The 22,413-nt window shown below is 61.4% G+C and carries 30 protein-coding genes; 16 read left to right on the forward strand and 14 right to left on the reverse strand.

Going from position 1 to position 22,413, the window contains the following annotated elements; translation table 11 throughout:
- Position 1 precedes the first annotated feature (1 nt).
- From purM to AC1DXN_RS00135, 5 genes are read left to right on the forward strand one after another with little or no spacing between them, the layout of a single operon-like run.
- Positions 2-1,081 carry a phosphoribosylformylglycinamidine cyclo-ligase gene (gene purM, locus AC1DXN_RS00115; protein WP_477272370.1) on the forward strand — a complete coding sequence of 360 codons (1,080 nt, stop codon included), beginning with the start codon at positions 2-4 and terminating at the stop codon, positions 1,079-1,081.
- A complete protein-coding gene (gene purN / locus AC1DXN_RS00120) occupies positions 1,078-1,785 on the forward strand; it encodes a phosphoribosylglycinamide formyltransferase (protein ID WP_477272368.1) in 708 nt (235 codons plus the stop codon). Before purM ends, purN begins: the two co-directional genes overlap by 4 nt.
- Before the next feature lie 40 nt (positions 1,786-1,825).
- On the forward strand, positions 1,826-2,101 hold the full coding sequence (locus tag AC1DXN_RS00125) for a type II toxin-antitoxin system HicA family toxin (protein WP_477272366.1): 276 nt from the start codon (positions 1,826-1,828) through the stop codon (positions 2,099-2,101).
- Positions 2,098-2,439, forward strand: a complete 342-nt coding sequence (locus tag AC1DXN_RS00130; protein WP_477272364.1) for a type II toxin-antitoxin system HicB family antitoxin — start codon at positions 2,098-2,100, stop codon at positions 2,437-2,439. Before AC1DXN_RS00125 ends, AC1DXN_RS00130 begins: the two co-directional genes overlap by 4 nt.
- Positions 2,440-2,450: 11 nt before the next feature.
- A complete protein-coding gene (locus tag AC1DXN_RS00135) occupies positions 2,451-2,966 on the forward strand; it encodes a SixA phosphatase family protein (RefSeq protein ID WP_477272362.1) in 516 nt (171 codons plus the stop codon).
- A gap of 127 nt (positions 2,967-3,093) precedes the next feature.
- Here AC1DXN_RS00135 and AC1DXN_RS00140 read toward each other — a convergent pair whose 3' ends face one another.
- The 10 genes from AC1DXN_RS00140 to AC1DXN_RS00185 form a co-directional block, all read right to left on the reverse strand.
- The gene (locus AC1DXN_RS00140) at positions 3,094-3,315 is read right to left on the reverse strand and encodes a DUF680 domain-containing protein (RefSeq protein ID WP_477272360.1); all 222 of its coding nucleotides are present in this window, start codon (positions 3,313-3,315) and stop codon (positions 3,094-3,096) included.
- Positions 3,316-3,372: 57 nt separating this feature from the next.
- Positions 3,373-3,585 (reverse strand): DUF680 domain-containing protein, encoded by a 213-nt coding sequence (locus tag AC1DXN_RS00145; protein WP_477272358.1) that lies wholly within the window; start codon positions 3,583-3,585, stop codon positions 3,373-3,375.
- 57 nt (positions 3,586-3,642) lie between these two features.
- The gene (locus AC1DXN_RS00150) at positions 3,643-3,858 is read right to left on the reverse strand and encodes a DUF680 domain-containing protein (protein ID WP_477272357.1); all 216 of its coding nucleotides are present in this window, start codon (positions 3,856-3,858) and stop codon (positions 3,643-3,645) included.
- 350 nt (positions 3,859-4,208) lie between these two features.
- The gene (gene dapB, locus AC1DXN_RS00155) at positions 4,209-4,994 is read right to left on the reverse strand and encodes a 4-hydroxy-tetrahydrodipicolinate reductase (protein WP_477272355.1); all 786 of its coding nucleotides are present in this window, start codon (positions 4,992-4,994) and stop codon (positions 4,209-4,211) included.
- Positions 4,995-5,059: 65 nt separating this feature from the next.
- Positions 5,060-7,168 carry a molybdopterin oxidoreductase family protein gene (locus AC1DXN_RS00160; protein ID WP_477272353.1) on the reverse strand — a complete coding sequence of 703 codons (2,109 nt, stop codon included), beginning with the start codon at positions 7,166-7,168 and terminating at the stop codon, positions 5,060-5,062.
- Positions 7,169-7,529: 361 nt separating this feature from the next.
- The gene (locus AC1DXN_RS00165) at positions 7,530-9,407 is read right to left on the reverse strand and encodes an ABC-F family ATP-binding cassette domain-containing protein (RefSeq protein WP_477272351.1); all 1,878 of its coding nucleotides are present in this window, start codon (positions 9,405-9,407) and stop codon (positions 7,530-7,532) included.
- A 169-nt stretch (positions 9,408-9,576) separates the two neighbouring features.
- Positions 9,577-10,023, reverse strand: coding sequence for a Ros/MucR family transcriptional regulator (locus AC1DXN_RS00170; RefSeq protein ID WP_477248166.1), 447 nt, complete (start codon positions 10,021-10,023; stop codon positions 9,577-9,579).
- Between the two features lie 165 nt (positions 10,024-10,188).
- Positions 10,189-10,407 carry a hypothetical protein gene (locus AC1DXN_RS00175; protein WP_477421428.1) on the reverse strand — a complete coding sequence of 73 codons (219 nt, stop codon included), beginning with the start codon at positions 10,405-10,407 and terminating at the stop codon, positions 10,189-10,191.
- A complete protein-coding gene (locus AC1DXN_RS00180) occupies positions 10,400-11,305 on the reverse strand; it encodes a DMT family transporter (RefSeq protein ID WP_477272349.1) in 906 nt (301 codons plus the stop codon). Before AC1DXN_RS00180 ends, AC1DXN_RS00175 begins: the two co-directional genes overlap by 8 nt.
- The gene (locus AC1DXN_RS00185; RefSeq protein ID WP_477272347.1) at positions 11,299-12,132 is read right to left on the reverse strand and encodes a hypothetical protein; all 834 of its coding nucleotides are present in this window, start codon (positions 12,130-12,132) and stop codon (positions 11,299-11,301) included. Before AC1DXN_RS00185 ends, AC1DXN_RS00180 begins: the two co-directional genes overlap by 7 nt.
- Positions 12,133-12,243: 111 nt before the next feature.
- Between AC1DXN_RS00185 and AC1DXN_RS00190 the strand changes: the two genes are divergently transcribed.
- The 7 genes from AC1DXN_RS00190 to AC1DXN_RS00220 all read left to right on the forward strand — a co-directional run bounded on the left by AC1DXN_RS00190 (position 12,244) and on the right by AC1DXN_RS00220 (position 15,948).
- Complete coding sequence (locus tag AC1DXN_RS00190; RefSeq protein WP_477272345.1) at positions 12,244-13,233, forward strand: LysR substrate-binding domain-containing protein; 990 nt, start codon at positions 12,244-12,246, stop codon at positions 13,231-13,233.
- Positions 13,234-13,483: 250 nt separating this feature from the next.
- Positions 13,484-13,807: an ArsR/SmtB family transcription factor gene (locus AC1DXN_RS00195; RefSeq protein ID WP_477272343.1), complete on the forward strand. Its 324-nt coding sequence runs from the start codon at positions 13,484-13,486 to the stop codon at positions 13,805-13,807.
- Entirely contained in the window at positions 13,804-14,235 is a 432-nt protein-coding gene (locus tag AC1DXN_RS00200) for an SRPBCC family protein (RefSeq protein WP_477272341.1), read from the forward strand. Before AC1DXN_RS00195 ends, AC1DXN_RS00200 begins: the two co-directional genes overlap by 4 nt.
- 69 nt (positions 14,236-14,304) lie before the next feature.
- Positions 14,305-14,697, forward strand: coding sequence for a VOC family protein (locus AC1DXN_RS00205; protein WP_477272339.1), 393 nt, complete (start codon positions 14,305-14,307; stop codon positions 14,695-14,697).
- A gap of 33 nt (positions 14,698-14,730) precedes the next feature.
- The gene (locus tag AC1DXN_RS00210; RefSeq protein ID WP_477272337.1) at positions 14,731-14,952 is read left to right on the forward strand and encodes a hypothetical protein; all 222 of its coding nucleotides are present in this window, start codon (positions 14,731-14,733) and stop codon (positions 14,950-14,952) included.
- Positions 14,953-15,058: 106 nt separating this feature from the next.
- Positions 15,059-15,475, forward strand: a complete 417-nt coding sequence (locus tag AC1DXN_RS00215) for a DUF1801 domain-containing protein (protein ID WP_477272335.1) — start codon at positions 15,059-15,061, stop codon at positions 15,473-15,475.
- A 26-nt stretch (positions 15,476-15,501) separates the two neighbouring features.
- The gene (locus AC1DXN_RS00220) at positions 15,502-15,948 is read left to right on the forward strand and encodes a DUF1801 domain-containing protein (protein ID WP_477421429.1); all 447 of its coding nucleotides are present in this window, start codon (positions 15,502-15,504) and stop codon (positions 15,946-15,948) included.
- 163 nt (positions 15,949-16,111) lie between these two features.
- On the opposite strand, the gene AC1DXN_RS00225 is transcribed toward AC1DXN_RS00220, so the two are convergent.
- Positions 16,112-16,276 carry a hypothetical protein gene (locus AC1DXN_RS00225; protein WP_477248188.1) on the reverse strand — a complete coding sequence of 55 codons (165 nt, stop codon included), beginning with the start codon at positions 16,274-16,276 and terminating at the stop codon, positions 16,112-16,114.
- Between the two features lie 123 nt (positions 16,277-16,399).
- Here AC1DXN_RS00225 and AC1DXN_RS00230 point away from each other — a divergent pair, with 123 nt between their 5' ends.
- From AC1DXN_RS00230 to AC1DXN_RS00240, 3 genes are all read left to right on the forward strand, one after another.
- Positions 16,400-16,570: a hypothetical protein gene (locus AC1DXN_RS00230; protein WP_477272331.1), complete on the forward strand. Its 171-nt coding sequence runs from the start codon at positions 16,400-16,402 to the stop codon at positions 16,568-16,570.
- 81 nt (positions 16,571-16,651) lie between these two features.
- On the forward strand, positions 16,652-18,730 hold the full coding sequence (locus tag AC1DXN_RS00235) for an ATP-dependent helicase (RefSeq protein WP_477272329.1): 2,079 nt from the start codon (positions 16,652-16,654) through the stop codon (positions 18,728-18,730).
- Between the two features lie 161 nt (positions 18,731-18,891).
- Complete coding sequence (locus AC1DXN_RS00240) at positions 18,892-19,194, forward strand: DUF982 domain-containing protein (RefSeq protein ID WP_477272327.1); 303 nt, start codon at positions 18,892-18,894, stop codon at positions 19,192-19,194.
- A gap of 25 nt (positions 19,195-19,219) precedes the next feature.
- On the opposite strand, the gene AC1DXN_RS00245 is transcribed toward AC1DXN_RS00240, so the two are convergent.
- Positions 19,220-19,483: a DUF982 domain-containing protein gene (locus tag AC1DXN_RS00245; RefSeq protein ID WP_477272325.1), complete on the reverse strand. Its 264-nt coding sequence runs from the start codon at positions 19,481-19,483 to the stop codon at positions 19,220-19,222.
- Positions 19,484-19,612: 129 nt separating this feature from the next.
- Between AC1DXN_RS00245 and AC1DXN_RS00250 the strand changes: the two genes are divergently transcribed.
- Positions 19,613-19,864 carry a hypothetical protein gene (locus AC1DXN_RS00250; protein WP_477272323.1) on the forward strand — a complete coding sequence of 84 codons (252 nt, stop codon included), beginning with the start codon at positions 19,613-19,615 and terminating at the stop codon, positions 19,862-19,864.
- Positions 19,865-20,278: 414 nt separating this feature from the next.
- Here the strand turns inward: AC1DXN_RS00250 and AC1DXN_RS00255 are convergent, their stop codons facing one another.
- Both AC1DXN_RS00255 and AC1DXN_RS00260 read right to left on the reverse strand, forming a co-directional pair.
- The gene (locus AC1DXN_RS00255; protein ID WP_477272322.1) at positions 20,279-21,022 is read right to left on the reverse strand and encodes a methyltransferase; all 744 of its coding nucleotides are present in this window, start codon (positions 21,020-21,022) and stop codon (positions 20,279-20,281) included.
- A gap of 35 nt (positions 21,023-21,057) precedes the next feature.
- A complete protein-coding gene (locus AC1DXN_RS00260) occupies positions 21,058-22,170 on the reverse strand; it encodes an acyltransferase family protein (RefSeq protein WP_477248201.1) in 1,113 nt (370 codons plus the stop codon).
- Positions 22,171-22,413: the final 243 nt, after the last annotated feature.

The raw sequence follows: 22,413 nt of genomic DNA on the forward strand, positions 1-22,413 counted from the left end.
CATGACGAAGCGCGATACAGCCAAGCGCAAGAACGGGCTCACCTATGCCGAGGCGGGCGTCGACATCGATGCCGGCAATCTCATGGTCGAGAAGATCAAGCCGCTGGTGCGCGCCACGCGCCGGCCGGGCGCCGATGGCGAGATAGGCGGCTTTGGCGGCCTGTTCGATCTCAAGGCCGCCGGCTTCACCGACCCGGTACTGGTCGCCGCCAATGATGGCGTCGGCACCAAGCTGAAGATCGCCATCGACGCCGGCAAGCACGACACGATCGGCATCGACCTTGTCGCCATGTGCGTCAACGACATCGTCGTGCAGGGCGCCGAGCCGCTGTTCTTCCTCGACTATTTCGCCACCGGCAAGCTCGACCCCGACCAGGGGGCCGCGATCGTCGGCGGCATCGCCGAAGGCTGCCGGCAGGCCGGCTGCGCGCTGATCGGCGGCGAGACGGCGGAAATGCCCGGCATGTATCACGGCAACGACTACGACCTTGCCGGCTTTGCCGTGGGCGCCGCCGAACGCGGCCAGCTTCTGCCGACCGACGACATTGTCGAGGGCGACGTTTTGCTCGGCCTCGCCTCATCCGGCCTGCATTCCAACGGTTTTTCGCTGGTCCGCCGCATCGTCGGCGTCAGCGGCCTTGCCTGGAACGACCCGGCGCCTTTCAACGATGAGGCGACACTGGCCGAGGCGCTGCTTGAGCCGACCCGCATCTACGTCAAGTCGATCCTCAAGGCGATCCGCAACACGCATGGCATCAAGGCCTTGGCCCACATCACCGGCGGCGGCTTTCCCGAAAACATTCCGCGCGTGCTGCCGAAAGACTTTTCCGCCGAGCTCGACCTCGACGCGATAGAGGTGCCGGCGGTGTTCTCGTGGCTGGCCAAGACCGGCGGCGTGGCACCGGAAGAGATGATGCGCACCTTCAACTGCGGCATCGGTATGATCCTCGTCGTCACCTCCGGCCAGGCCGCACAAGTCGCCGCCGTGCTGCAAGAGGCCGGCGAAACGGTAACGCCGATCGGCCGCATTGTGCCGCGCCGCGATGCCGGCGTCATCTATCGGGGTTCGATCGGACTATGAACAAGAAACGCACCGTGGTGCTGATTTCGGGACGCGGTTCCAACATGACGGCGCTGATCGCCGCGGCCAGCGACCCGGCCTATCCCGCAGAGATCGTCGGCGTCATTTCCGACCGGGCCAATGCCGCCGGCCTCGGCATTGCAGCCGCGCGCGGCATCACCACCAAGGTCATCCAGCGCTCCGACTTTGCCAGCAAGGAAGCCCATGACGGGGCAATCGACGCGGCCCTGGTCGGGTTCGGCGCCGAGATCGTGGCGCTGGCCGGTTACCTGCGCATCCTGGGTGCCCGTTTCGTCGAGAAGTGGCTGGGGCGCATGGTCAACATCCACCCTGCCCTGCTGCCGGCCTTCAAGGGCCTGGATACGCATGCGCGGGCGCTGCGCGCCGGCATCCGCATTCATGGCTGCACGGTGCATTTCGTGACGCTGGACATGGATGACGGGCCGATCATCGCCCAGGCAGCTGTGCCGGTAATGATCGGCGACAATGAGGATACCTTGGCCGCTCGCGTGCTCAAGGCCGAGCACCGGCTCTATCCGCTGGCGCTGGGGCTGGTCGCCGAAGGCAAGGCACGCATGGAAAGCGGCCGCACCGTGCTCGCCCATTTCGCCGACGATGCCGACAACGGCACGTCGGTGGTGATGGCGCCCGACCCGCTGCGCGAAGAGCGCGATCTCGAGCAGCTGGCGCGGATTACGCCGTGAAAGCTTTGTCTGCAATCATAATTTGATTGCATTTTGCATCATGCTCGCCTATTTGTGCTTGCATGAACAGCAAGCACAAGCGCGTGCTCAAAGCGATCTTCACGGATCTGGTTCAGGCAGTATCGAATGGATCGCCATCGAAGCCTTGCTGATAGCGGTCGGATGCCAGGTGATCGAGGGCAGTGGCTCGCGCGTGCGGTTTGTGTTCAACGGCGAAGTCGAGACCTTCCATCGGCCGCACCCGTCAAAAGAAGCGAAACGATATCAAGTGAGAGATGCTCGCCAATTCCTGTCGAGGATCGGAGTGAAGCCATGAATGCGATGACCTACAAGGGCTATGCCGCCCGTGTCGACTATGACGATGACGACGAGATTTTCTTCGGCCGGATTGCCGGAATTCGCGACGGTGTGTCATTCCACGCGGAAACGGTCGCGGGGCTGAAAGCGGCCTTCCATGAGGCCGTGGACGACTATGTCGAAACCTGCGCGAAAATCGGCAAGTCGCCGCAAAAGCCCTATTCCGGCAATCTCATGCTGCGGGTCGACCCGTCAGTCCACTCGAAAGTGGCGCTGGCCGCGGAAGTCGCAGGCAAGAGCCTGAACCAGTGGGGAGAAGAGGTCTTGCGCGAGGCCGCCGACAAGCTGATCGTCTGAAGTCGAAACCGATGAAGCAGCTGCTCCTCCTGCGCCACGCCAAGTCGAGTTGGGACGATCCCGGTCTTGCCGATTTCGACCGGCCGCTGTCCGGGCGTGGGCTGAAGACGGCGCCACTGATCGGACGCGAACTGGCGAGGCGCGACTGGCTGCCCGATCTGGCACTCGTGTCGCCGGCGCTGCGCACCCGCGACACATGGCGGCTGGTGGCGGCCGAATTGCCGGCGAGAGTGCCTGCCGAATTTGTCGAGGCGCTTTACGAAGCGACGGCGGCGGACATTCTCGCCGCGGTGCGCAAGGCAAGTGCCGCGACCAACACCGTTCTGGTGCTCGGCCACAATCCCGGGCTGGAAGAATTCGCGCGGCGCCTTGCCGGTTCGCAATCGGATCGGTCGGCGCTGAACCGGCTTGCGGAAAAATTCCCGACCACGGCGCTGGCCCGTTTCGTCGTTGGCACCGACTGGACGGATCTCGCCTTTGGCGAGGCGCGGCTGACGCATTGCCTCAGGCCGAAGGATTTGGCGTAGGCCGAAGGATCTGGGGTAGACTCTTCGATCTGGAGTGGTTCAAGTCTGGATGGAACGAGGCATTGGCTGCAAAAAACAAGAGCGGCGGGCCAAGCCCGCCGCTCTTTGTGGTCGAAGATAGGTGGGATCAACGACCCCAGATGCCCTGGCCAGACTGAGCCGGCACCTTGGCATTGGCGTCACCCTGCGCCTTTTCAGACTTCACGATCGAGCCGGTGTGAAAGGTGTCGATATCGGAAACCGACTGGTTGGCAACCGGCTGGTTGGCGCCGGAATGGTCGCCGCCATCGGCAAAAGCGGTGCCCGTGGCAATGAGGAAAGCGGCGGCGGCAAGAGCGATCTTGGTCATTTCATGTACTCCTGATTTTTCAGATTTGATTGATTGGAACTGGTTCGAGCAACGCGATTAGCGGTTGCCGAAAAGGTTCTGTTGGCTGCCCTGCGTGGCCGGCTTCTGGGCGACTGCCGCATCCGACTTCTGGATCGAAGCGGTGTACGTGTTGTCGACACTGGAGACAGCGGCAGCTGGCTGGTTGGCGCCGGAATGGTCGCCACCGTCGGCAAAAGCGGTACCCGTGGCAACGAGGATGGCGGCGGCGGTAAGAGCGATCTTGTTCATTTCATGTACTCCTGATTTTTCAGATTTGATTGATTGGAACTGGTTCGAGAAACGCGATTAGCGGTTGCCGAAAAGGTTCTGTTCGCTGCTCTGGATGGCCGGCTTCTGCGCGACTGCCGCATCCGACTTCTGGATCGAAGCGGTGTACGTGCTGTCGACGCTGGAGACAGCAGCAACCGGCTGGTTGGCGCCGGAATGGTCGCCCCCGTCGGCAAAAGCGGTGCCCGTGGCAACGAGGATGGCGGCGGCGGCGGTAAGAGCGATCTTGGTCATTTTAAGTACTCCAGTATTTCTAATGTTCTGTCCGTCAAGTGGCGTGCCTTGGGAGGAATTCGCGTCGCTCGGACCACCCCGAGATGGGCCTGCTTTGGTGCCATTACCAATCACGAAAATGTGTGAACCGAACCGTTCGGTTCGATCTTGAAATTCACTAAATGACGCTGCGGCCACAATTTTCTATTGAGATATCATGTAGTTAGGTTATAGCACTGGCTATATGACGCGGCCAATCGCCGGCCGTCGTTCACAGAACACGATACAGTGCGTCAACATAAATCGAACCGAATGGTTCGATTTCGTACAAGTGGCGCTGCGACCATGGCAACCTAGAGAGGGATTCGCGGTCAGCGTGCTGCCTTTTTGTTGAGCCCGAGCACGTCGCGCATGTCGTATTGGCCGGGCGGGCGGCCCGCCAGCCAAAGGGCGGCGGCGATCGCGCCACTGGCGAACATCGAGCGGTCGCTGGCCGAGTGCCTCAGCGTCAGCACCTCGCCATCGGCGCAGAAGCTGACACTGTGCTCGCCGACGATGCTACCGCCGCGCATCACCGCAAAGCCGATCTCGCCAGTCGGGCGTGCACCAACAATGCCGTCGCGGGCTCGCCTGGCGACGGCATCCAGCTCGACGGTGCGGCCTCTGGCGGCGGCCTCGCCCAGCATCAGCGCCGTGCCCGACGGCGCATCGATCTTCTGTCGGTGGTGTGCCTCAAAAATCTCGATGTCACAGGTCTGCGGATCGAGCGCCCTCGCCGCTTGCTCGACCAGCCCGACCAGCACGTTGAGCCCAAGCGAGAAACTGCCGGAGCGCACGATGGCGACGGTCTGCGAGGCAGCGGCAATAGCGGCCAATTCAGCGTCGTCGAAACCGGTCGAGCCGATCACCAGCGCCGGCCCGCCGCGCTCAGCGCAGACCTTGGCGAGCTCTGCCGACGCGGCCGGCGTGGTGAAGTCGACGACGACGTCGGCAAGGACAAGCGCCTCGTCGCGCCCGACCAGCCCCTCGCCGGTTGTGCCCGGCCGATGGAAGCGGGCAGTGAGCGCCAGCCGCGCATCGGCCTCGACGGCTTCCACCATCTCCCGGCCCATGCGGCCGAGCGCGCCGGCGATGGCTATCTTGAGGGGTTGGGGCAACACGCCTCCGGTTTGGAAAGGTCGGGCTTAACCAACAAGATAGGAGCTAACCCTACGAAGATGATTCAATCCAGCGCCTTGAGCCAGACCTTGTTGTCGTGCAGTGCCGCACCGCCATAGGGCGCAGGCGCATCGGCGCCGGTCAACACATTGATGCCCTCGCCGCGTTCATGGGCGCTGTTGGGCCAGATGCCTTCGGCGATGACGACGCCGCGCTTGATGCCGTCGAAGAATTTGGCGTGCAGGACCACTTCGCCGCGCGTGTTGCCGACCTCGACGCGGCCGCCATCGGCGAGCCCGAGGGCCGCCGCATCGTCGGGGTGCAAGAGCAGCTCCGGCCTCCCCTCCTTGGCCTTCGACACCGGCGTTTCGGCAAAGGTCGAATTGAGGAAGTTGCGCGCCGGCGAAGTCGTCAGCCGGAACGGGTGCGCCTCATCCGCCACCTCGATCAGATCGACGTGATCGGGAAATTCCGGCAGTTGTTCCACCGGCCCGAACAGGCCCATACTTTTCGGCGGCCGGTTGGGTGCCGCCTGCCCGGTCCAGTCGGCGCGGAAGCGGAACTTTCCGTCCGCGTGGCCGAAGCCGTTGATGAAATGCGCAGCCTCGAAATCCGGCTGCAGGTCGACCCACTTGTCTTCCTTCAAGCTGTCGAAGCTGCCCAGCCCGCGTTTGCCGAGAATGATGTCGATGTGCTGCTGCTCGGTCAGGCCGAAACCTGGCCGGTCGGCGACGCCAAGGCGTTTTCCCAGTTCCTCGATGACGAAATGGTTGGTGCGCGGCCCTTCCGGCGGGTCGATCAGTTTCGGCCCCAGCGTGATGTGCTGGTTGCCGCCGCCCTTGTAGACGTCGTCATGCTCCAGAAACATCGTCGCCGGCAGCACGACATCGGCGAGCTTGGCCGTGTCGGTCATGAACTGCTCGTGCACGCAAGAGAAAAGGTCGTCGCGCAGGAAACCTTGCTTCACCAGCCGCTGCTCCGGCGCGACATTGGCGGGGTTGGTATTCTGGATCAGCATCGCCGTCACCGGCGGGCCGCCATAGAGCGCGTCTTTGGCGCCAGTCAGCACCGGGCCGATGCGGGAATGATCGAGATGGCGGATACTGGGATCGCGCATCTTCGTGCCTTCCAGCACATCCTGGTTGAGCTTGAAGATGCCGGAATTGGAATGGAAGGCGCCGCCGCCTTCATACTGCCAGCAGCCGGTGACCGCGGCGATGCAGGACACCGCGTGCATGTTGACCGAGCCGTTGCGCTGACGCGCAAAGCCGTAGCCGAGGCGAAAATAGGTTTTCTTGGTCGTGCCGACGAGGCGGGCGAAGGCCTCGATCTCGGCGACCGATAGCCCGGTGATGTCGGCGGCCCATTCGGGCGTCTTTGTCCTGAGATGCGCTTCCAACCCCTGCGGGTCGTCGGTGTATTTTTCCAGATAGGCGCGGTCGGCCATCCCTTCCCTGAACAGCACATGCATGACCGCACAGGCCAGCGCGCCGTCGGTGCCGGGCTTCAGCACCAGGCCGAGATCGGCTTGCTTCATCGTCGCGTTCTCATAAACGTCGATGACGACGATCTTCGCTGCGCGTTCCTTGCGCGCCTTGATGGCGTGGGTCATGACATTGACCTGGGTGATCACGGCATTGGTGCCCCAGATCACCACACAGTCGGATTTGGCCATCTCGCGCGGGTCGGGACCTCGCAGAGCGCCCGCCCCCACCATCCAGCCGGTCCAGGCCAGATTGGTGCAGATCGAGCCGAAGAAGCCGGAGTATTTTTTCGCATGGCGCAGCCGGTCAATACCGTCACGCTGCACCAGCCCCATTGTGCCGGCATAGTAGTAGGGCCACACCGTTTCCGAGCCGTATTTTGCCTCAGCCGCAATGAATTTTTCGGCGACGAGATCGAGGGCTGCCTCCCAGTTCGCTTCCTTCCAGGCACCCTCGCCCTTGGCGCCAGCGCGGATCAGCGGCTTCAGCAGCCGGTCGGGATGGTGGACGCGGTCGGCATAGCGAGCAACCTTGGCGCAGATGACGCCGGCCGTGTAACTATTGGCCTTGGCGCCATGGACGCGACCGATGCGCTTGTCGTCAAGCAACTCGACCTCGAGCGCGCAGGTGGACGGGCAATCATGCGGACAGGCCGAATGGCCGATTCTGAGCTTGGCGTGTTGGTTCATGAGGGCAAACTAGCCGTTTGTGACGACGGCGCGTAGGGCCAGTTCTGCTGAACAATCCGCCCTTTGAAGATGCGTTTTCTAATCGGCGTCAGGCCGCGCGGAGCCTGAGCGCCCTCCCGTAACGGTGACGCCTGTTCTGTATTGGACCGCGGCCGACCGTTTATATCTCGCTGGTTCTCTTGAGCAACGCGTTGTGGGAGCCGCATTTCGGGCAGCTCATATTGCGCTCGACGTGAGCCGTCCCAACCTTGGTGTCGGACACGTCAAGGTTTGCCTCACCGCAATCAGGGCATTTCACGGCAGCCGCAGGATCAGCCGCCAGAATCGTCCCGGCTTCGATCCACAAGTCCTTCGACATAGCCTACTCCGCCGTGCCTTCTTCATACTCCGCCGACATCGACAGCCATTTTTCCTCATGGCCGGCAAGTGTCTGGGCCAGTTGCGAGCGCTCCTTGGCCAATCGCGTTGCAGTCGACGGATCCTTCTCATAGACCGCCGGATTGGAAAGCTCGTCCTCGATGCCGTCGATGCGCTTGCGAATGCGGTCCATCAGCGCTTCGGTGGCGCGGATTTCCTTGGCCAGCGGCTCGAAGGCGGCGCGCCGTGCCGCCGCATCGCGGCGACGGTCGGCTTTTGATGCCTTGTCTGCCTCGCGCTTGCCACGGCGATCACCTGATACACCGGTGACCAGCGTCTTGTAGTCCTCGAGATCGCCGTCGTAAGGATTGACCGCACCATCCTTGACCAGCCACAGCCGGTCGGCCGTCGCCTCGAGCAAGTGACGATCGTGCGAGATCAGGATCACGGCGCCGGGAAATTCGTTCAGCGCATGGATCAGCGATTCGCGGCTGTCGATGTCGAGATGGTTGGTCGGCTCGTCGAGGATGAACAGGTTCGGCCCCTCGAAGGCCGACAGGCCCATCAACAGCCGCGCCTTCTCGCCGCCCGACAGGTCTTTGGCGGCGGTGTTCATCTTCTCTGTCGTCAGGCCAAACTGGGCGACGCGACCGCGCACCTTGGATTCCGGCGCCTCCGGCATCAGCCGACGGACGTGCTCATAGGCGTTTTCTTCCGGCCTGAGATCGTCGAGCTGATGCTGGGCAAAGATCGCCACCTTGAGGCCGGGCGCCACCGTCATGGTGCCGCTCTCCTGCTTCAAGCGGCCCGATAGAAGCTTGGCGAAGGTCGACTTGCCGTTGCCATTGGCGCCGAGCAGCGCGATGCGGTCGTCGGCATCGATACGCAGCGTCATCTTCTTCAGGATTGGCTGGCCCTCGGTGTAGCCGACATTGACATTGTTCAGCGCAACGATCGGCGAGGCCACCGTTTTCACCGGTTCCGGGAAGGAGAACGGCCGCACCGTGTCGTTCACGATCGCCACGATCGGCTTCATCTTCTCCAGTGCCTTGATGCGCGATTGCGCCTGCCTGGCCTTGGAGGCCTTGGCGCGGAAGCGCTCGACGAACGACTCCATGTGCTTGCGCGCGGCTTCCTGCTTGACCCTGCCCTTCTCCTGCAATTCCTTCTGCTCGGTGTACTGGCGCTCGAACTGGTCGTAGCCGCCGCGCCAGAAGGTCAGCTTCTTCTGGTCGAGATGGACGATCGAGTTGACGGCGCGGTTGAGCAGATCGCGGTCGTGCGAGATCAGAAGCACGGTGTGCGGGTATTTCGAGACATAGTTCTCCAGCCACAGCGTGCCTTCGAGGTCGAGATAGTTGGTCGGTTCGTCGAGCAGCAGGAGGTCCGGTTCGGAAAACAGCACCGCGGCCAATGCAACGCGCATGCGCCAGCCGCCGGAGAAGGACGAGGCGGGGCGCCGCTGCGCGGCATCGTCAAAGCCGAGACCGGCGAGAATGGTGGCCGCGCGCGACTCGGCCGAGTGCGCATCGATGTCGGCCAATCGCATGTGGATGTCGGCGATGCGGTGCGGATCGGTGGCGGTCTTTTCCTCTTCGAGCAGAGCCGAGCGTTCAAGGTCAGCCTTGAGCACGATCTCGATCAGCGGATCCTCGGTGCCGGGCGCTTCCTGCGCCACCTGGCCGATGCGGGTGTTCTTGGGCAGGCTGATCGAACCGGTCTCGGAAGCGAGGTCGCCGGTGATGGCCTTGAACAAAGTCGTCTTGCCAGTGCCGTTGCGACCGACAAGCCCGGCCTTGGTGCCGGCCGGCAAAGTCAGCGAGGCATGGTCGAGAAGCAGGCGTCCGGCCATGCGGAGCGAAAGGTCTGAAATAACAAGCATAGCGGCGCTTTTGCACGGGAGACCGGCGCTTCGCAAGGCCTTGCGGGCCAAGAGACGAACAAGTTCGCTCCGGGTTGGCCGCATGACGCATGAAAACGGCGCGCCGACAGCGCGCCGTTTATGAACTGGTCTTGCAAGCGACGACCGCTTTTCAGCGGTCGTCGGGCGCTCAGGCTTTTGCCTTGCGTTTTGTCACCTTGGCTGCAGCGGCAGGCGTGGCCGGCTTGCGGCCAAGCCCCGAGGATTTTGCCAGCGCCGAGCGGGTGGCGGAGTAGTTTGGCGCCACCATCGGGTAGTCCGGCGGCAGACCCCACTTGGCCCGGTATTCGTCCGGGCTCAGATGATGGTCGGTGCTGAGGTGCCGCTTCAGCGACTTGAACTTCTTGCCATCCTCCAGGCAGATGATGTGGTCGGGAAACACCGACCGCTTCGGGTTGACGGCTGGAGTGAGGGTTACGCTTTCCGCCTCGGCGATGCTGCCCAGCTTGCGAACAGATGCGCTGACGCTGGCGATCAAATCCGGCAGGCCGGATGCCGGAAGCGGATTGTTGCCGACATAGGCAGAGACGATGTCGGCGGTTAGTTCGATAGCTGTCTTGTTGTCGATACCAGACATTCTTTTTCTCCCGTCGGTTGTAAATCGCCGACTTTTTCTAGAGTTTTCTTGATGTATCGATTCAAATTCATCCCCCCAACGGGACGCCCAAATCTCAGTAAACCATCAAGACTCGGAACGAGACGATGTTTCTACCGAAGACTCGGGCCGTGCAAATTAGAAAATCTAATACTTGGCAGCGGCAGACTTTGAATCCGCAGACTTGGYGGGACTGGAGTCGGCCAGTATCTCCAGAATACGCTTCCAATGGGCGCAGCGACCGAAATCTCTCTGTTCGATCGCCTTTTCCGCCTTCATTGCGGCATAGAGTGGCGCCTCGGCACCGAACTCCCTGATCAGCCAGTACGCTTCCTGTCTGGCGAGCCGTTCATCGTCGTCAAGCATGGTTTCCAGCCTCCGAGCGTTCGACGCCCACCGCAATGCAGCTGCCGATGACGAGGACGGCACCGGCAATCGCCGTCATCGTCAGCCTTTCGCCGGACAGCGTCAGCAGAAGTGTCGAGGCGATCGGCGTAAGATAGGCGACGACCGCAACCTTGCCGCCGCTTTCGAGCTTGAGGGCATGCGACCAGAAGTAGTAGCCGAGCCCCATGGGGCCGGCCCCGAGATAAAGCCCAAGGAGGAGACCCGCGCCGGTCGGCCAGACGAAGCCGTCATGAACGCACCACAGCAGCGTCAGAACCACTCCGATCAGGGCCGATGGCAAAAGCAGGCGGTCCGGCGAAGCGGCAAGGCGACCGACGAAGATCGAGTAGAACGCCATGCACAGCGCCGAACCGAATGCGGCGAGGTAGCCGATGAGATTGCCCTGGAACCAGGATGCTTCGCGGCCGCCGGAAATCACCAGCGCCACGCCGACAAAACCGATTGCGGCGGTCAGCCCGAGAAGCACCGGGCGTCGCGGGTGCTCCAGGACGATCACCGCCGCCGCCACCATCAACGGCCAGGTGTAGGCGACCAGATTGGCTTCGATCACCGGCATCGAGGCGAAAGCGATGTATTGCAGCACCATCGTGCCGACCAGGCCGATAAAGCCGACCGAGACCGGCACCAGAGCGGCTTTCGCCACCGTGACGGTGTCTTTTGGCAAGGCATTTTCCGGCCTGACGTTCTCCCTGAACATCAACCGGATAACGACGAAGACCAGTGCCGCTCCAACGAATTGCAGAAACTGCACCAGCGACACCGGATAGCTTGTCAGCAAGGACTTGCCGACCAGCGCGTTGGTCGACCACAAGGCGACCGCGCCGGCGGCAAAGACCAGCGCGGATTTGGCTACCATGTGTCCCTTGCCCCGCCCGAAACCGCCGCGTCCGCGGCTACCGGCACCGGCCGTTCCTCTTCGAACCGGCGATAGGCTGGCAGCTGGTTGGTCCAGACGTCCTCGGCCAGTTCGTTGACCCATTCGCGGTCATGATCGTTGTCGGCGGCAAGATAGAACATGCGGTTGTCGTCGACATAGGGCTTGGCCACCGAACGCTGGTTGAGCACCAATGTGACGCGCTCGCCAAGCTGGATGGGGGCAGTGCGATGCAGGACGCCGAGAAACTGGCCAAGCGTGGCGTAGTTCATCTTGTGGTCGATGCGCATGACGCGGTTACGCGGGATCTCGCGGCCGGTTTCGAGAATGGCACGGCCGGTCTCCGAATCGTCGCAGTAGATTTCGAGATGACCACCGACCAGCGGATCGCTGATCGACAGCGGAATGAGCTCGGTGACCGGAACGCCGTCGCAATGCCAGTCGACGGCGCCATCCCTGAGATTCATGAAGGTGACGGTCGAGCCGACGATCGACAGCGGATACGGCTCCAGCTTCGTGCCCATCATGTCGGACAGCCGCTCCAGACGCAGCTTGTCATGCAGGAGTTCCTTGATCTCCGGGATGAAGCGGTCGGCGCCGGTGATGAAGGTGAGATCGAGATGTTTGTGAACGGCGTGGCTGCTCTTGAGCTTCAGCGCAGCCTCCTCGATCGCGGCCAGCAGTGCCGGATCATAGCCATGGCGATACTGCGCGACGCCGAAGCTCGAAATCTTCCAGGCGGTTTCGTGACCGATGATGGCTTCACGACTCATCGCGTAACGCAATTCGGGAATGCTATGTGCGTTCATGTTACTTCTCCAGGATGGGGGCGGGACTTAAATGACAGTTGAATAAATTAGCCCCCCCTGTAAAATTAGGAATGCTGGTGCTACCGTAAGCCAAGCTTAAGGTCGAAACCCGTGCGTCTGCTCAGTCAGGTCAACCTCAATTCGCTGAAAATCGTGGAGAGTGCTGCGCGGCACAAGAATTTCACGCGAGCCGGCGAAGAGCAGTTCATAACCGCTTCGGCGGTCAGCCAGCGCGTCAAAAGCCTTGAGGACCAGCTGCGCTTCAAGATTTTCCTGCGCGGGGGCAATGCCGTTTCGTTGACGCCCGAGGGCGAGACCTATGTGTCGCGGGTTCGCGAAGCGCTCGAGCGCATCGTCGCGGCGAGCATGGAAGCGACCGGGCAGTCGCAGGAACATGTGCTGAAAATATCGGTGCTGCCGACATTTGCGACGCGCTGGCTGTTTCCGCGCCTGCCGCTGTTCCAGCAGCAATATCCCGAGATCGAGATGCGCATAGCCACCTCCTATGCGACGCACGAATTCGCGACGTCCGAATTCGATGTCGAAATCCGCTATGGCGACGGCAGCTTTCCCGACCTGCAATCCGAGCTGCTGTTCAGGGAAGACCTGACGCCGGTGTGCAGCCGCAAACTCTTCCATCAGGTTCTCGGCCACAAGCCGCTGTCGAAAGTGACACCGGACGATCTCAGATACTTCACCCTTCTGCATTCCGACACCTGCACCCAGAATTGGGAATCCTGGCTCGGCTTCGCCGGCGCCAGCTCCGTACTCGAAGAAGCCAGGAGCATCTTCTTCGATTCGTGCATGATGTCCTACGAGGCGGCCAATGCCGGGCTGGGATTTGCCGTGGCCAACCGCGCCTACATAGAAAGCGACGTCCTCGCCGAAAGGCTGGTCGCTCCGTTCGCCATCCACCACCCAAATACGGCCGGGTGGTATTTCGTCTGCCCGGACAAGATGCTTGCCGCACGCAAGGTGGCGCTGTTCAAGCACTGGGTGATGACCGAGGCGGCGATGATGCAGAGCCAGCTGGATCTCGAGATCAGCGGCTCAACGGCGACCGCCTTCGGCAGCCATCTGCTTAAGTCAGCATCGGATTGATTGCCTGCCGGCAAGATGCGACGAACCAAAGAAAATCTGAAGTTGAGAGCTGCGAGTGGCCTGGCGCAAGGCGATGCTGCAGCTGAAGACGAGACGGCAGCTTGAAAAAGTGCTCGCCGAGGCGGGGCCACCAGCCACCCGGTATGCCCCGCATCTGACAAGAATCATGCGCCGTCCGACGTTCTCGCTTGACTCATATATATCCCGGCGGTTATACGTCAATCAATAGCCAGCGGGTTATCGATCTCAAATGACGAACGCTCACGATACGCTTTTCAGAACATTGGCCGATCCGACGCGTCGGGGGATTTTCGAGCGCCTGTGCCGCCAGGGCGAACAGACAGTGGGGGCTCTGACGGCGCAGTCCGGGGTCTCACAACCGGCCGTGTCGAAGCATCTCGGCGTGCTGAGGCAGGCCGGGTTGGTGCGCGACCGCCATGAAGGACGACAGACCCACTACAGCGCGCAGCTCAATGCGCTTGCACCGCTGCTCGACTGGACAAGTGAGATGGCCGGGTTTTGGGAAAGCCGGTTCGACGACCTCGAAGACCTGCTGAAAAGGATGGACCAATGAGCAATACCGTAACGCAAAGGCGTTCGGTCATTGTCGAACGTGAAATATCTTATCCGCCGGAAAAGATCTGGCGCGCGCTGACGCAACCGCACCTCATCGCGGAGTGGCTGATGAAGAACGATTTCAAGCCTGTCGTGGGCCACAGTTTCAATCTGACCGGAGACTGGGGCGGCGTGCTGGACTGCGAGGTCCTCGCCGTCGAACCGAACAAGACGCTCTCCTACACCTGGAATTTTGCGCACGACGATGCCGCCTACAATTTGGAGAGCGTGGTGACCTTTACGCTCACGCCAACGAGCGCGGGGACTCACCTGCGCATGGAGCAGTCCGGCTTCCGGCCGGATCAGAAGCAAGCCTATGGCGGCGCCCATGCCGGGTGGCGGCAGTTCTTTGCAAACCTGGAGCAGGTCCTGGCGCGAACAGAGTGAAGTCTGCCGGCAGAGCCCAAGCCCTGTCTCCACAGCGGCGCACCCGAACCTGACAACGGAGCAATAGCAATGAAGATCAAGTTGACCAGCGTGTATGTAGACAACCAGGAAAACGCTCTGCGCTTTTACACCGACGTGCTGGGCCTTGCCAAAAAGGCCGATTTCAGCAACGGACCCTATCGTTGGCTGACCGTGGCCTCACCCGACGAGGCTGATGGAACCGAGCTGCAACTCGCGCTCAACGACAACCCGGCAGCCAAGGCCTACCAGCAGGCCATATTTCAGCAGGGTCAGCCCGCGGTCATGTTCTTTACCGACGACGTCAAGGGCGACTACGAGCGCATCAAGGCGCGCGGCGCCGAGTTCGCCATGCCGCCGACCGAGGTGACCGGCTCGACCATCGCCCAGCTGAACGACACCTGCGGCAACCTCATCCAAATCACCCAGCTGGCGCGCTGGTAGGTCGAGCCTGTTCGTTTTTTTGAGGAGGTTGCATTGAACTGGAACAATTGGATCCGGCAGAGTCACCGTTGGTTGTCCATCGCCTTTACGGTGACCGTCATCGCCAACTTCGTCGCCATGGGATTGGGGCAGCCTCCCGCCTGGGTGGTCTACGCGCCGCTCTTGCCGCTCTTCCTGCTGCTGTTCACGGGGCTCTATATGTTCGTGCTACCCTATGCCACCAAATGGCGTGGCGAGCGGCGCGCCGGAGCCTGAATGCGATGGCAGGCAAGACGCCTGGGAAGACCGACGGCGAGGCTGCGGGAATCGCGAAATTCGCCGCAGGCAAATCGCATCGAGAGACGAGAATTCGAGGCCTACGATGAACCCATCACAACAAATCGACCAGTTGATCGCCGGGCTCACGGACTGGCGTGGCAAAAAGCTCGCCGCCATCCGCAAGAGCATCCTCGAAACCGACCCTGGTATCATCGAGGAATGGAAGTGGATGGGAAGCCCGGTGTGGTCTCGCGACGGAATGATCGCGGTCGGCAACGCCCACAAGGACAAGGTGAAGCTCACCTTTTCCCATGGCGCGAGCCTTCCCGATCCCGACAAGCTCTTCAACGCCGGTTTTGGTGGCAAGATGTGGCGAGCCATCGATGTTTTCGAGGGTGATGAGATTGATGGGCAGGCTCTGAAAAATCTCGTCCGCGCCGCCATTGATTTCAATCAGGCCAAATCGAAGAAGAAAGCGCCAGCGGGCACGCGAGCGAAGGTACAGAAGCAGACGACATGAAGCGTGTTGGGGAAGCAGCCAAGGCGATGAAGGCCAAGGCGCTGCCGAAGGCAGGCGCGAAGGCCGAGCCTATGAAGCTCCTCTCGGGCGGCAACCCTCAGATCGCGAAGGCGGATGGCGACGCCCCTGTGCAGGCCTACATCACGGCAATGCCAGGCTGGAAACGGCATGTCGGGCACCGCCTCGACGCGCTCATCGTGCGTACCCTCCCCGACGTGCGCAAGGCCGTCAAATGGAACTCGCCCTTGTACGGCATGGAAGGCCAAGGCTGGTTCCTCGGCGTCCATTGCTTCACGCACTACGTCAAAGTGACCTTCTTCCGCGGCACGTCGCTGCGACCGGTCCCGCCCGGCGCCAGCAAGAGCAAGGACACGCGCTACATCGACATTCGCGAAGGCGACGAACTCGACGAGGCGCAGATGGCGAGCTGGGTGAAACAGGCCGCCGCGTTGCCAGGTTTTCTCGGGGCTTGACCCTGCTGCGAACGGTCAGACGACCGTCCGCAATCGCACCATGACGCAAGGGAAAGACTCAGCTATCCTCTGCCGCGCGGCGGACCTGATATCCGCCTGGCCGGCGCTATCAGGCAACCTCCCAAGCGGCGCCGGCCTCCTTCCCCACCCTGCCCCCCGATCGTCATTGCGCGGGTGGCGTCGCCGGTTCACCTGTTGCCGGCTTGAGCACGGGAGCGACCTGAAGGTTTTGATCGACACCAGCGGCGTTGGTCGGCGGAACATTGTTGTCGCAACTCGCGACAGCCAGCGCCGCCACCAGTGCGAGCAAGATCGAGAGCTTTTTCATCACAACCTCCTCTCGTTCGGTAACGAGGCGGTGCCCGATTGGTTGCGCGGGCTCGATGCTGCAACGAAATCGCGGAACCAAACGCCGCCTCCCCGGTTGGTCTAAACCAATGGAGGTGCAACCATGATCCGTCTGCTCATCGCTGGAACCATCGCTTATGTGGCCTATCGCGTCACCAAACAGCTGATCGACGACGTGCCGGGCAATGTCGATCCGCTGTTGATGCCGTCACAGACCAATCGCGAGGCGCTGCGGCGGCAGTCGGCGGCAATGGGTGTCGACCCCATGCGCTAGCCAGCCGTGTCGTTTCTCGGCTCTCCGCTCTGCGAACGCTGCCCCCGTTGCGAACAAAGCGGAAACGATGCTTGATGGGCGATGACCCTTGCCATCAGTGATTCGACTTTTCAGCCGGCCTATCTCGCCAGGCTGAACGACCAGCAGCGGCTGGCGGTCGAGCATGGCGACGGCCGGATAGCCGGACCGCTGCTGGTGATTGCGGGTGCGGGCTCCGGCAAGACCAACACGCTGGCGCATCGCGTCGCACACCTGATCGTCAGGGGCGCCGATCCAAGGCGCATCCTGTTGATGACGTTTTCGCGCCGGGCCGCGTCGGAAATGGCCAAGCGGGTCCAGCGCATCGCCGGCGAGGTGCTGGGCCGGGATGCCTCGATCATCACCGATGCGCTGACATGGGCCGGTACCTTTCACGGCATCGGCGCCCGGTTGCTGCGCGACTACGCGCTGGAGATCGGCCTCGATCCAGCCTTTACCATCCACGACCGCGAGGATTCCGCCGACCTGATGAACCTTGCCCGCCACGAGCTCGGTTTTTCAAAGACGGAAAGCCGGTTTCCGACCAAGGGGACTTGCCTTGCGATCTATTCGCGCACTGTTAACGCGCAGGCGCCGCTCGGCGAGGTGCTGGGGTCGGCGTTTCCCTGGTGCGCGGGCTGGGCCGACCAGTTGAAGACGCTGTTCGCCAGCTACGTCGAGGCCAAGCAGGCACAGAACGTGCTCGATTACGACGATCTGTTGCTCTACTGGGCGCAGATGGCGCCCGAGCCGGAGATTGCGGCCCATCTTGGCCAGCGCTTCGACCATGTGCTGGTCGACGAATACCAGGACACCAACCGCCTGCAGGCCTCGATCCTGACAGCACTGAAGCCGGACGGTGCCGGGCTGACGGTGGTCGGCGACGACGCGCAGTCGATCTATTCGTTTCGCGCCGCTGAAGTGCGCAACATCCTCGATTTCCCAAAACAGTTCGCGCGGCCCGCCGATGTCATCATGCTGGAGCGCAACTACCGCTCGACCGAGACCATCCTCGCCGCAGCCAATGCGGTCATCTCCGAGGCTTCCGAGCGCTTCACCAAAAACCTGTGGTCGGAACGCAAATCGTCGCAAAAGCCGAAGCTGGTCAGCGTTCGCGACGAGGCTGAACAGGCGAACTATGTCTGCCAGGCAATCCTGGCCGAACGCGAGGCCGGCACGGCGCTCATCACGCAGGCCGTGCTGTTTCGCGCCTCGCACCACAGCGGGCCGCTGGAGATCGAGCTGACGCGCCGCAACATCCCGTTCGTCAAATTCGGCGGGCTGAAATTCCTCGATGCCGCCCATGTCAAGGATGTGCTGGCGGTGCTGCGCTTTGCCGAAAACCCGCGCGACCGCGTCGCCGGTTTTCGCGTGCTGCAGCTTCTGCCCGGCATCGGTCCTTCGGCGGCGTCGCAGATCGTCGAAACCATGGCAACGTCGCTCGACGAGGCGATGGGTCTTGCCCGCTATCGCCCGCCGCAGCGTGCAGCTCAGGACTGGCCGGGATTCGTCGCCTTGTTTTCCGGCCTGCGCGCCGGCGCGAAATGGCCGGCCGATCTTGAACAGGTGCGCCTCTGGTACGAGCCGCATCTCGAACGCATGCATGAGGACGCGACGACGCGCCGGGCCGATCTTTTGCAGCTGGAACAGATCGGCGCCGGCTATTTTTCGCGCGAGCGTTTCCTCACCGAACTGACGCTCGACCCGCCGGACGCAACCAGCGACCAGGCCGGGCCGCCGCATCGCGACGAAGATTATCTGATCCTGTCGACCATCCATTCGGCCAAGGGCCAAGAGTGGAAGAACGTCTTCGTGCTCAACACCGTCGATGGCTGCATCCCGGCCGATCTCGGCGTCGGCACCAAGGAAGACATCGATGAAGAGCGCCGGCTGCTCTATGTCGCGATGACGCGGGCCAAGGACGGCCTGCATCTGGTGACGCCGCAGCGTTTTTTCACCCACGGCCAGGCGGCGCGCGGCGACCGCCACGTCTATGCCTCGCGCACCCGCTTCATCCCGGCCTCGATCCTTGGCGCCTTCGAACAGACGTCATGGGCCAGTGTGCAAGCCACGGACGATCCGCGCCGGCAGCCGCAGGTGCGGGTCGACCTCGGCGCCCGTATGCGCGGCATGTGGAAGTAGTCTTGTTGGCGCCGACCGACGAATGTCGTTTGACCTGAATGTCGCCGGTGAAAAATCTCGATATTTTTGGAACCTCAGGCCGCCATCGACGTTTCCCGGCGTCCGACCCTGATCGGAGAGCGGCGATCGCCGTCACCTCCGCCCAATTCGAGAGGCCAGAAATGTACGACAGGATGTTCTTCACCCCGGTTGCCGTCACCGTTGGGGCCGGCCACAAGCGCATGCTCGCTTCGCTCTCCGAAATGCATGAGTTCCTGACCGAATTTCCGCCGTCGCGCCGTCGCCTGAGCTATGGCGCGGCCGTGAAAGCGTGTGAGGCGGCAAGTGCCGGAGATATCTCGACCGAAGCCGCGCGGGATGCCCTGATCACCTTTGCCGTCACGGCAGGCGTGCTGTGGCCTGCCGCCGCGCCGATCATCTCGGTCAAGCCGGTCGCTCGCGGCTATGGCGGCTACGCCGCCTGACATCCAGGCTGATCTCGCCGCCGCTCTAGACGATCCTGTCGCGCTCAACCAGGATGTCGGCTTCGATTGCCGCATTGATGAACGCCGCACGGGCGTAGCGGGCTTCCTTCAGCCCTTCCAGCGTAGCGAGGCAGGCCTTGCGGGCGGCAATGTGAAAGCGGCCGGTCTTGGCCGGCCAGCGATTGAGCAGGATGTCGGCCGCCTGGGCGACACGCTCGACGGTAAAGATGATGTTCCCCGATCGGCCGAGCGCGACCCGAACCGGCTCGTCGAAATGCTGATCCCGCATGGCGCCATCTCAGCAGAAGCTGAAGCCGAACGCGACTTAATTCGCGATACTATGATAGGGATCTGTTGACATCGTCGCACCGTGCCGCAGCCTCGTGCGTCGGTACTCAACAGACCCTGGGTTCCCAACATGTCTGATGGCCAAAAGAACCCGAAGCTGATCGTTGTTGTCGCCTTTGACCGCGGCGAGGACGGCGAACTGTTCGCGGCCTTCGGGCCGGCCGACCAGCAGAGCGAGGACCGCGCCGTCCGAACAGCCAAGGGGCTCGCCGCAAAACATGTCGGCGTGATCGCCTGGAGCCGTGATGCCGACCCGGCGCTTGGCGACTACGGACCACCGACAGTGCTGTTCAGCAGCGGTGACGTGCCCGACATGGAATAGCCTTGGCGCGGCGGAACTTGCGACCGGCCGCGGGCTGCAAGGCGCAGGTCAGCGAGCGGGAAACACTCCGATTTTCCGCCGGTCCCTGGATCAATTCTTTTCGGCGTCTCGGCCAGTCGCACCGGCGGCGACAGCGCTCGGTTGCCAACAAGCGGGATAGGCAAGCTGCTGATGATAGAGCGGCGGAACCGGGTTGTCGGCGCCGTATTTCTCCGGCACCCTGCCCGGCATGAACGAGGTTCGCTGGTACAGAACTCGGCGGCGCACTGATCGATGTCGGGTATCTCGGCCTTGCGCCAATCAGCCCCGAGGTGACGAGAGAGGCAACCGTGTCCGCAGTGGATTTCGAGAATGCGGCACTGTCAGCAGCCCATTGTCGGAAAAAGCCGACAACAGGTTCAGGAACCGAGTCTCTTAACTGAGTTTTCTGACGACAAATACGTCTTGGTGATCCCACCATAGGCCCACTTCATCGTCGAGCAACTCAGCATTGGCAAGCGTCTCGAGATGTTTGACTACGAACCCGGGATCCATAGCCATTAGGCCGTACTCCTCGAGCGGGATGTCGGCCTGTTCACTCTTCAATGCGAACCGAAAGCCAAATTCACTCGGAGGTGTCTCCATGCCAAGAAAAGGCAGTGATCGCGGACCGTGAGTTGTGAAAATCAAAATGCCACCAGGTCGAACAAAGCTGAACAAACGAACCAGCCATCGCGACCAAGTCGTTATGGGCATGTGGGAAAAGAACGAAAGTGCAAAGACTCCGTCATAAAGTCGGCCAAGATGCACTTCTTCCGGTATCGATCGTGACTGAACGGCTTTAACCTTGAATTCGTTCGTCAGGAAGGAAATCGCCTGCGGATGAATATCGCAACTGACGAGGTCGATGTCTTCATCCTTCACAAGGTGGCGTGTAACGCAGCCATATCCTGACGCGAACTCAAAGAGTGAAAATGGGCCGCGGCCCAGATGCCGCGCCAAAATTCCTTTGACCTTCATTGCGGACGTTTGCCCATCTCTGAAGTAGTAGCTGATCCTGGATTCATCAGATATGAATCCAGCATGGTTGATCAGGAAGTTGAATATGTGATCATCTTGATGGATAGAAGAAACAACAGAAAAATCCGACGCCACACTCCGGATTATTGCTTCTCTCATTGATGGTCTCTCGTTCAGTGATTTTGAGCCGACTTCTAGAGCTGCCATTGGTTCAGCCGATCTATGAGCAGTTGATGTAGGCGTAGTTGCTGAAGCGGACGCCGCGCAACAAGAAGCGAGCGGCGCAGCAGCCACCGCTTCAGCAGTGCATTAACTGGCATTTCGTAGCAGAAATGGACGATCAGTCCGCAAGCGGCGGCGCAGGCGACCATAAGCACCAGCCCGAGATGAGGCTCGACTACTGCGTACCAGTGCCAATGCCAGATAGGCCATCTGAACAAACTAAAAGCTAGAATGAGATGGACGAGATAGATCGCATAGCTGGCGGCACCGAGTTTCTGAAACGGCAGGCTCCGCATAAAGACCCAGCCCCGAATTTCGCCCGAGACGAACCCCAGGACGAGAAAGAAGGCGCCAACGCCCCACATGGTTCGGATGATTGGATACTGCGTGACCAGCAGTGTCGTCGAGATGATCAGCACCACCGCTCCTATCATGAGATAGAGCGGCCAAGGCCTAGTCACGTTCCGGTTCTGAACTGTGGATGCAATGACCAGACCGCCGCAGAACTCCAGAATTACGGGGTCGAAAAAACCAAGCACCGGCGCACTGGTCAACATTTTCGCCAAAGCCAAGAGCGTGAAGAGCGCGATCAGAATAGCAATGCCCGCGCGCTTGGACCCCGCCATGCCGGAGACCACGAATACGGCGAAGCAGATGTAGAAAAACATCTCGTATTCCAGAGACCAGCCCGGACCCAGCACAGGGAAGTCACCGTTTGTCGGCCCCTCTACCATCAGCAGGGATCGAACCAGCCGGGCTGGCGTCCATTCAACAAAACAGGCGAAAATCAACGTTGCTGACCAATATAGCGGGACGATGCGAGCAACCCGCCTAGCCATGAAGCCATAGACCCCGGCTGCGCCGGTTTCAAAGCGCTGCATACCGATGACGAAGCCTGAGATCACGAAGAAGATAGGAACACCAACCGCGCCAAAAAACGACAAATGGCCGTACGACAGGAGCCACGGGGTGTCACCGCCCGCAAGTTTATTAATCTCGACATAAACGCCGTTGTAGTGATGAAAAACGACAAAAAGCGCCGAAATCCCACGTAGACCTTGAATCGAAAAGAATACTTTCGGCATGATTCCCCCAAAGCGGAGAACTTCTTGGCTCTTGAATTTCGCTTTTCGCATCATTTATTGGTAACATCAATCGTCCGCCGTCCGGGTTCTTACTTATTCCCCACAATTTGCTTACGGTCGACAGCAACCCTTGCGAGCTCTAGCCCCAGCGAGTACCAGGACGGCCGAGGCGCTTGCGCGCCATAGGAAGCGGCCGGCCAAAAATGGGGGGGCGCTTCCAGAGTCTGGGAATGCCTTGCACAG

The sequence above is a fragment of the Mesorhizobium sp. P2_H9 genome, assembly GCF_056403215.1.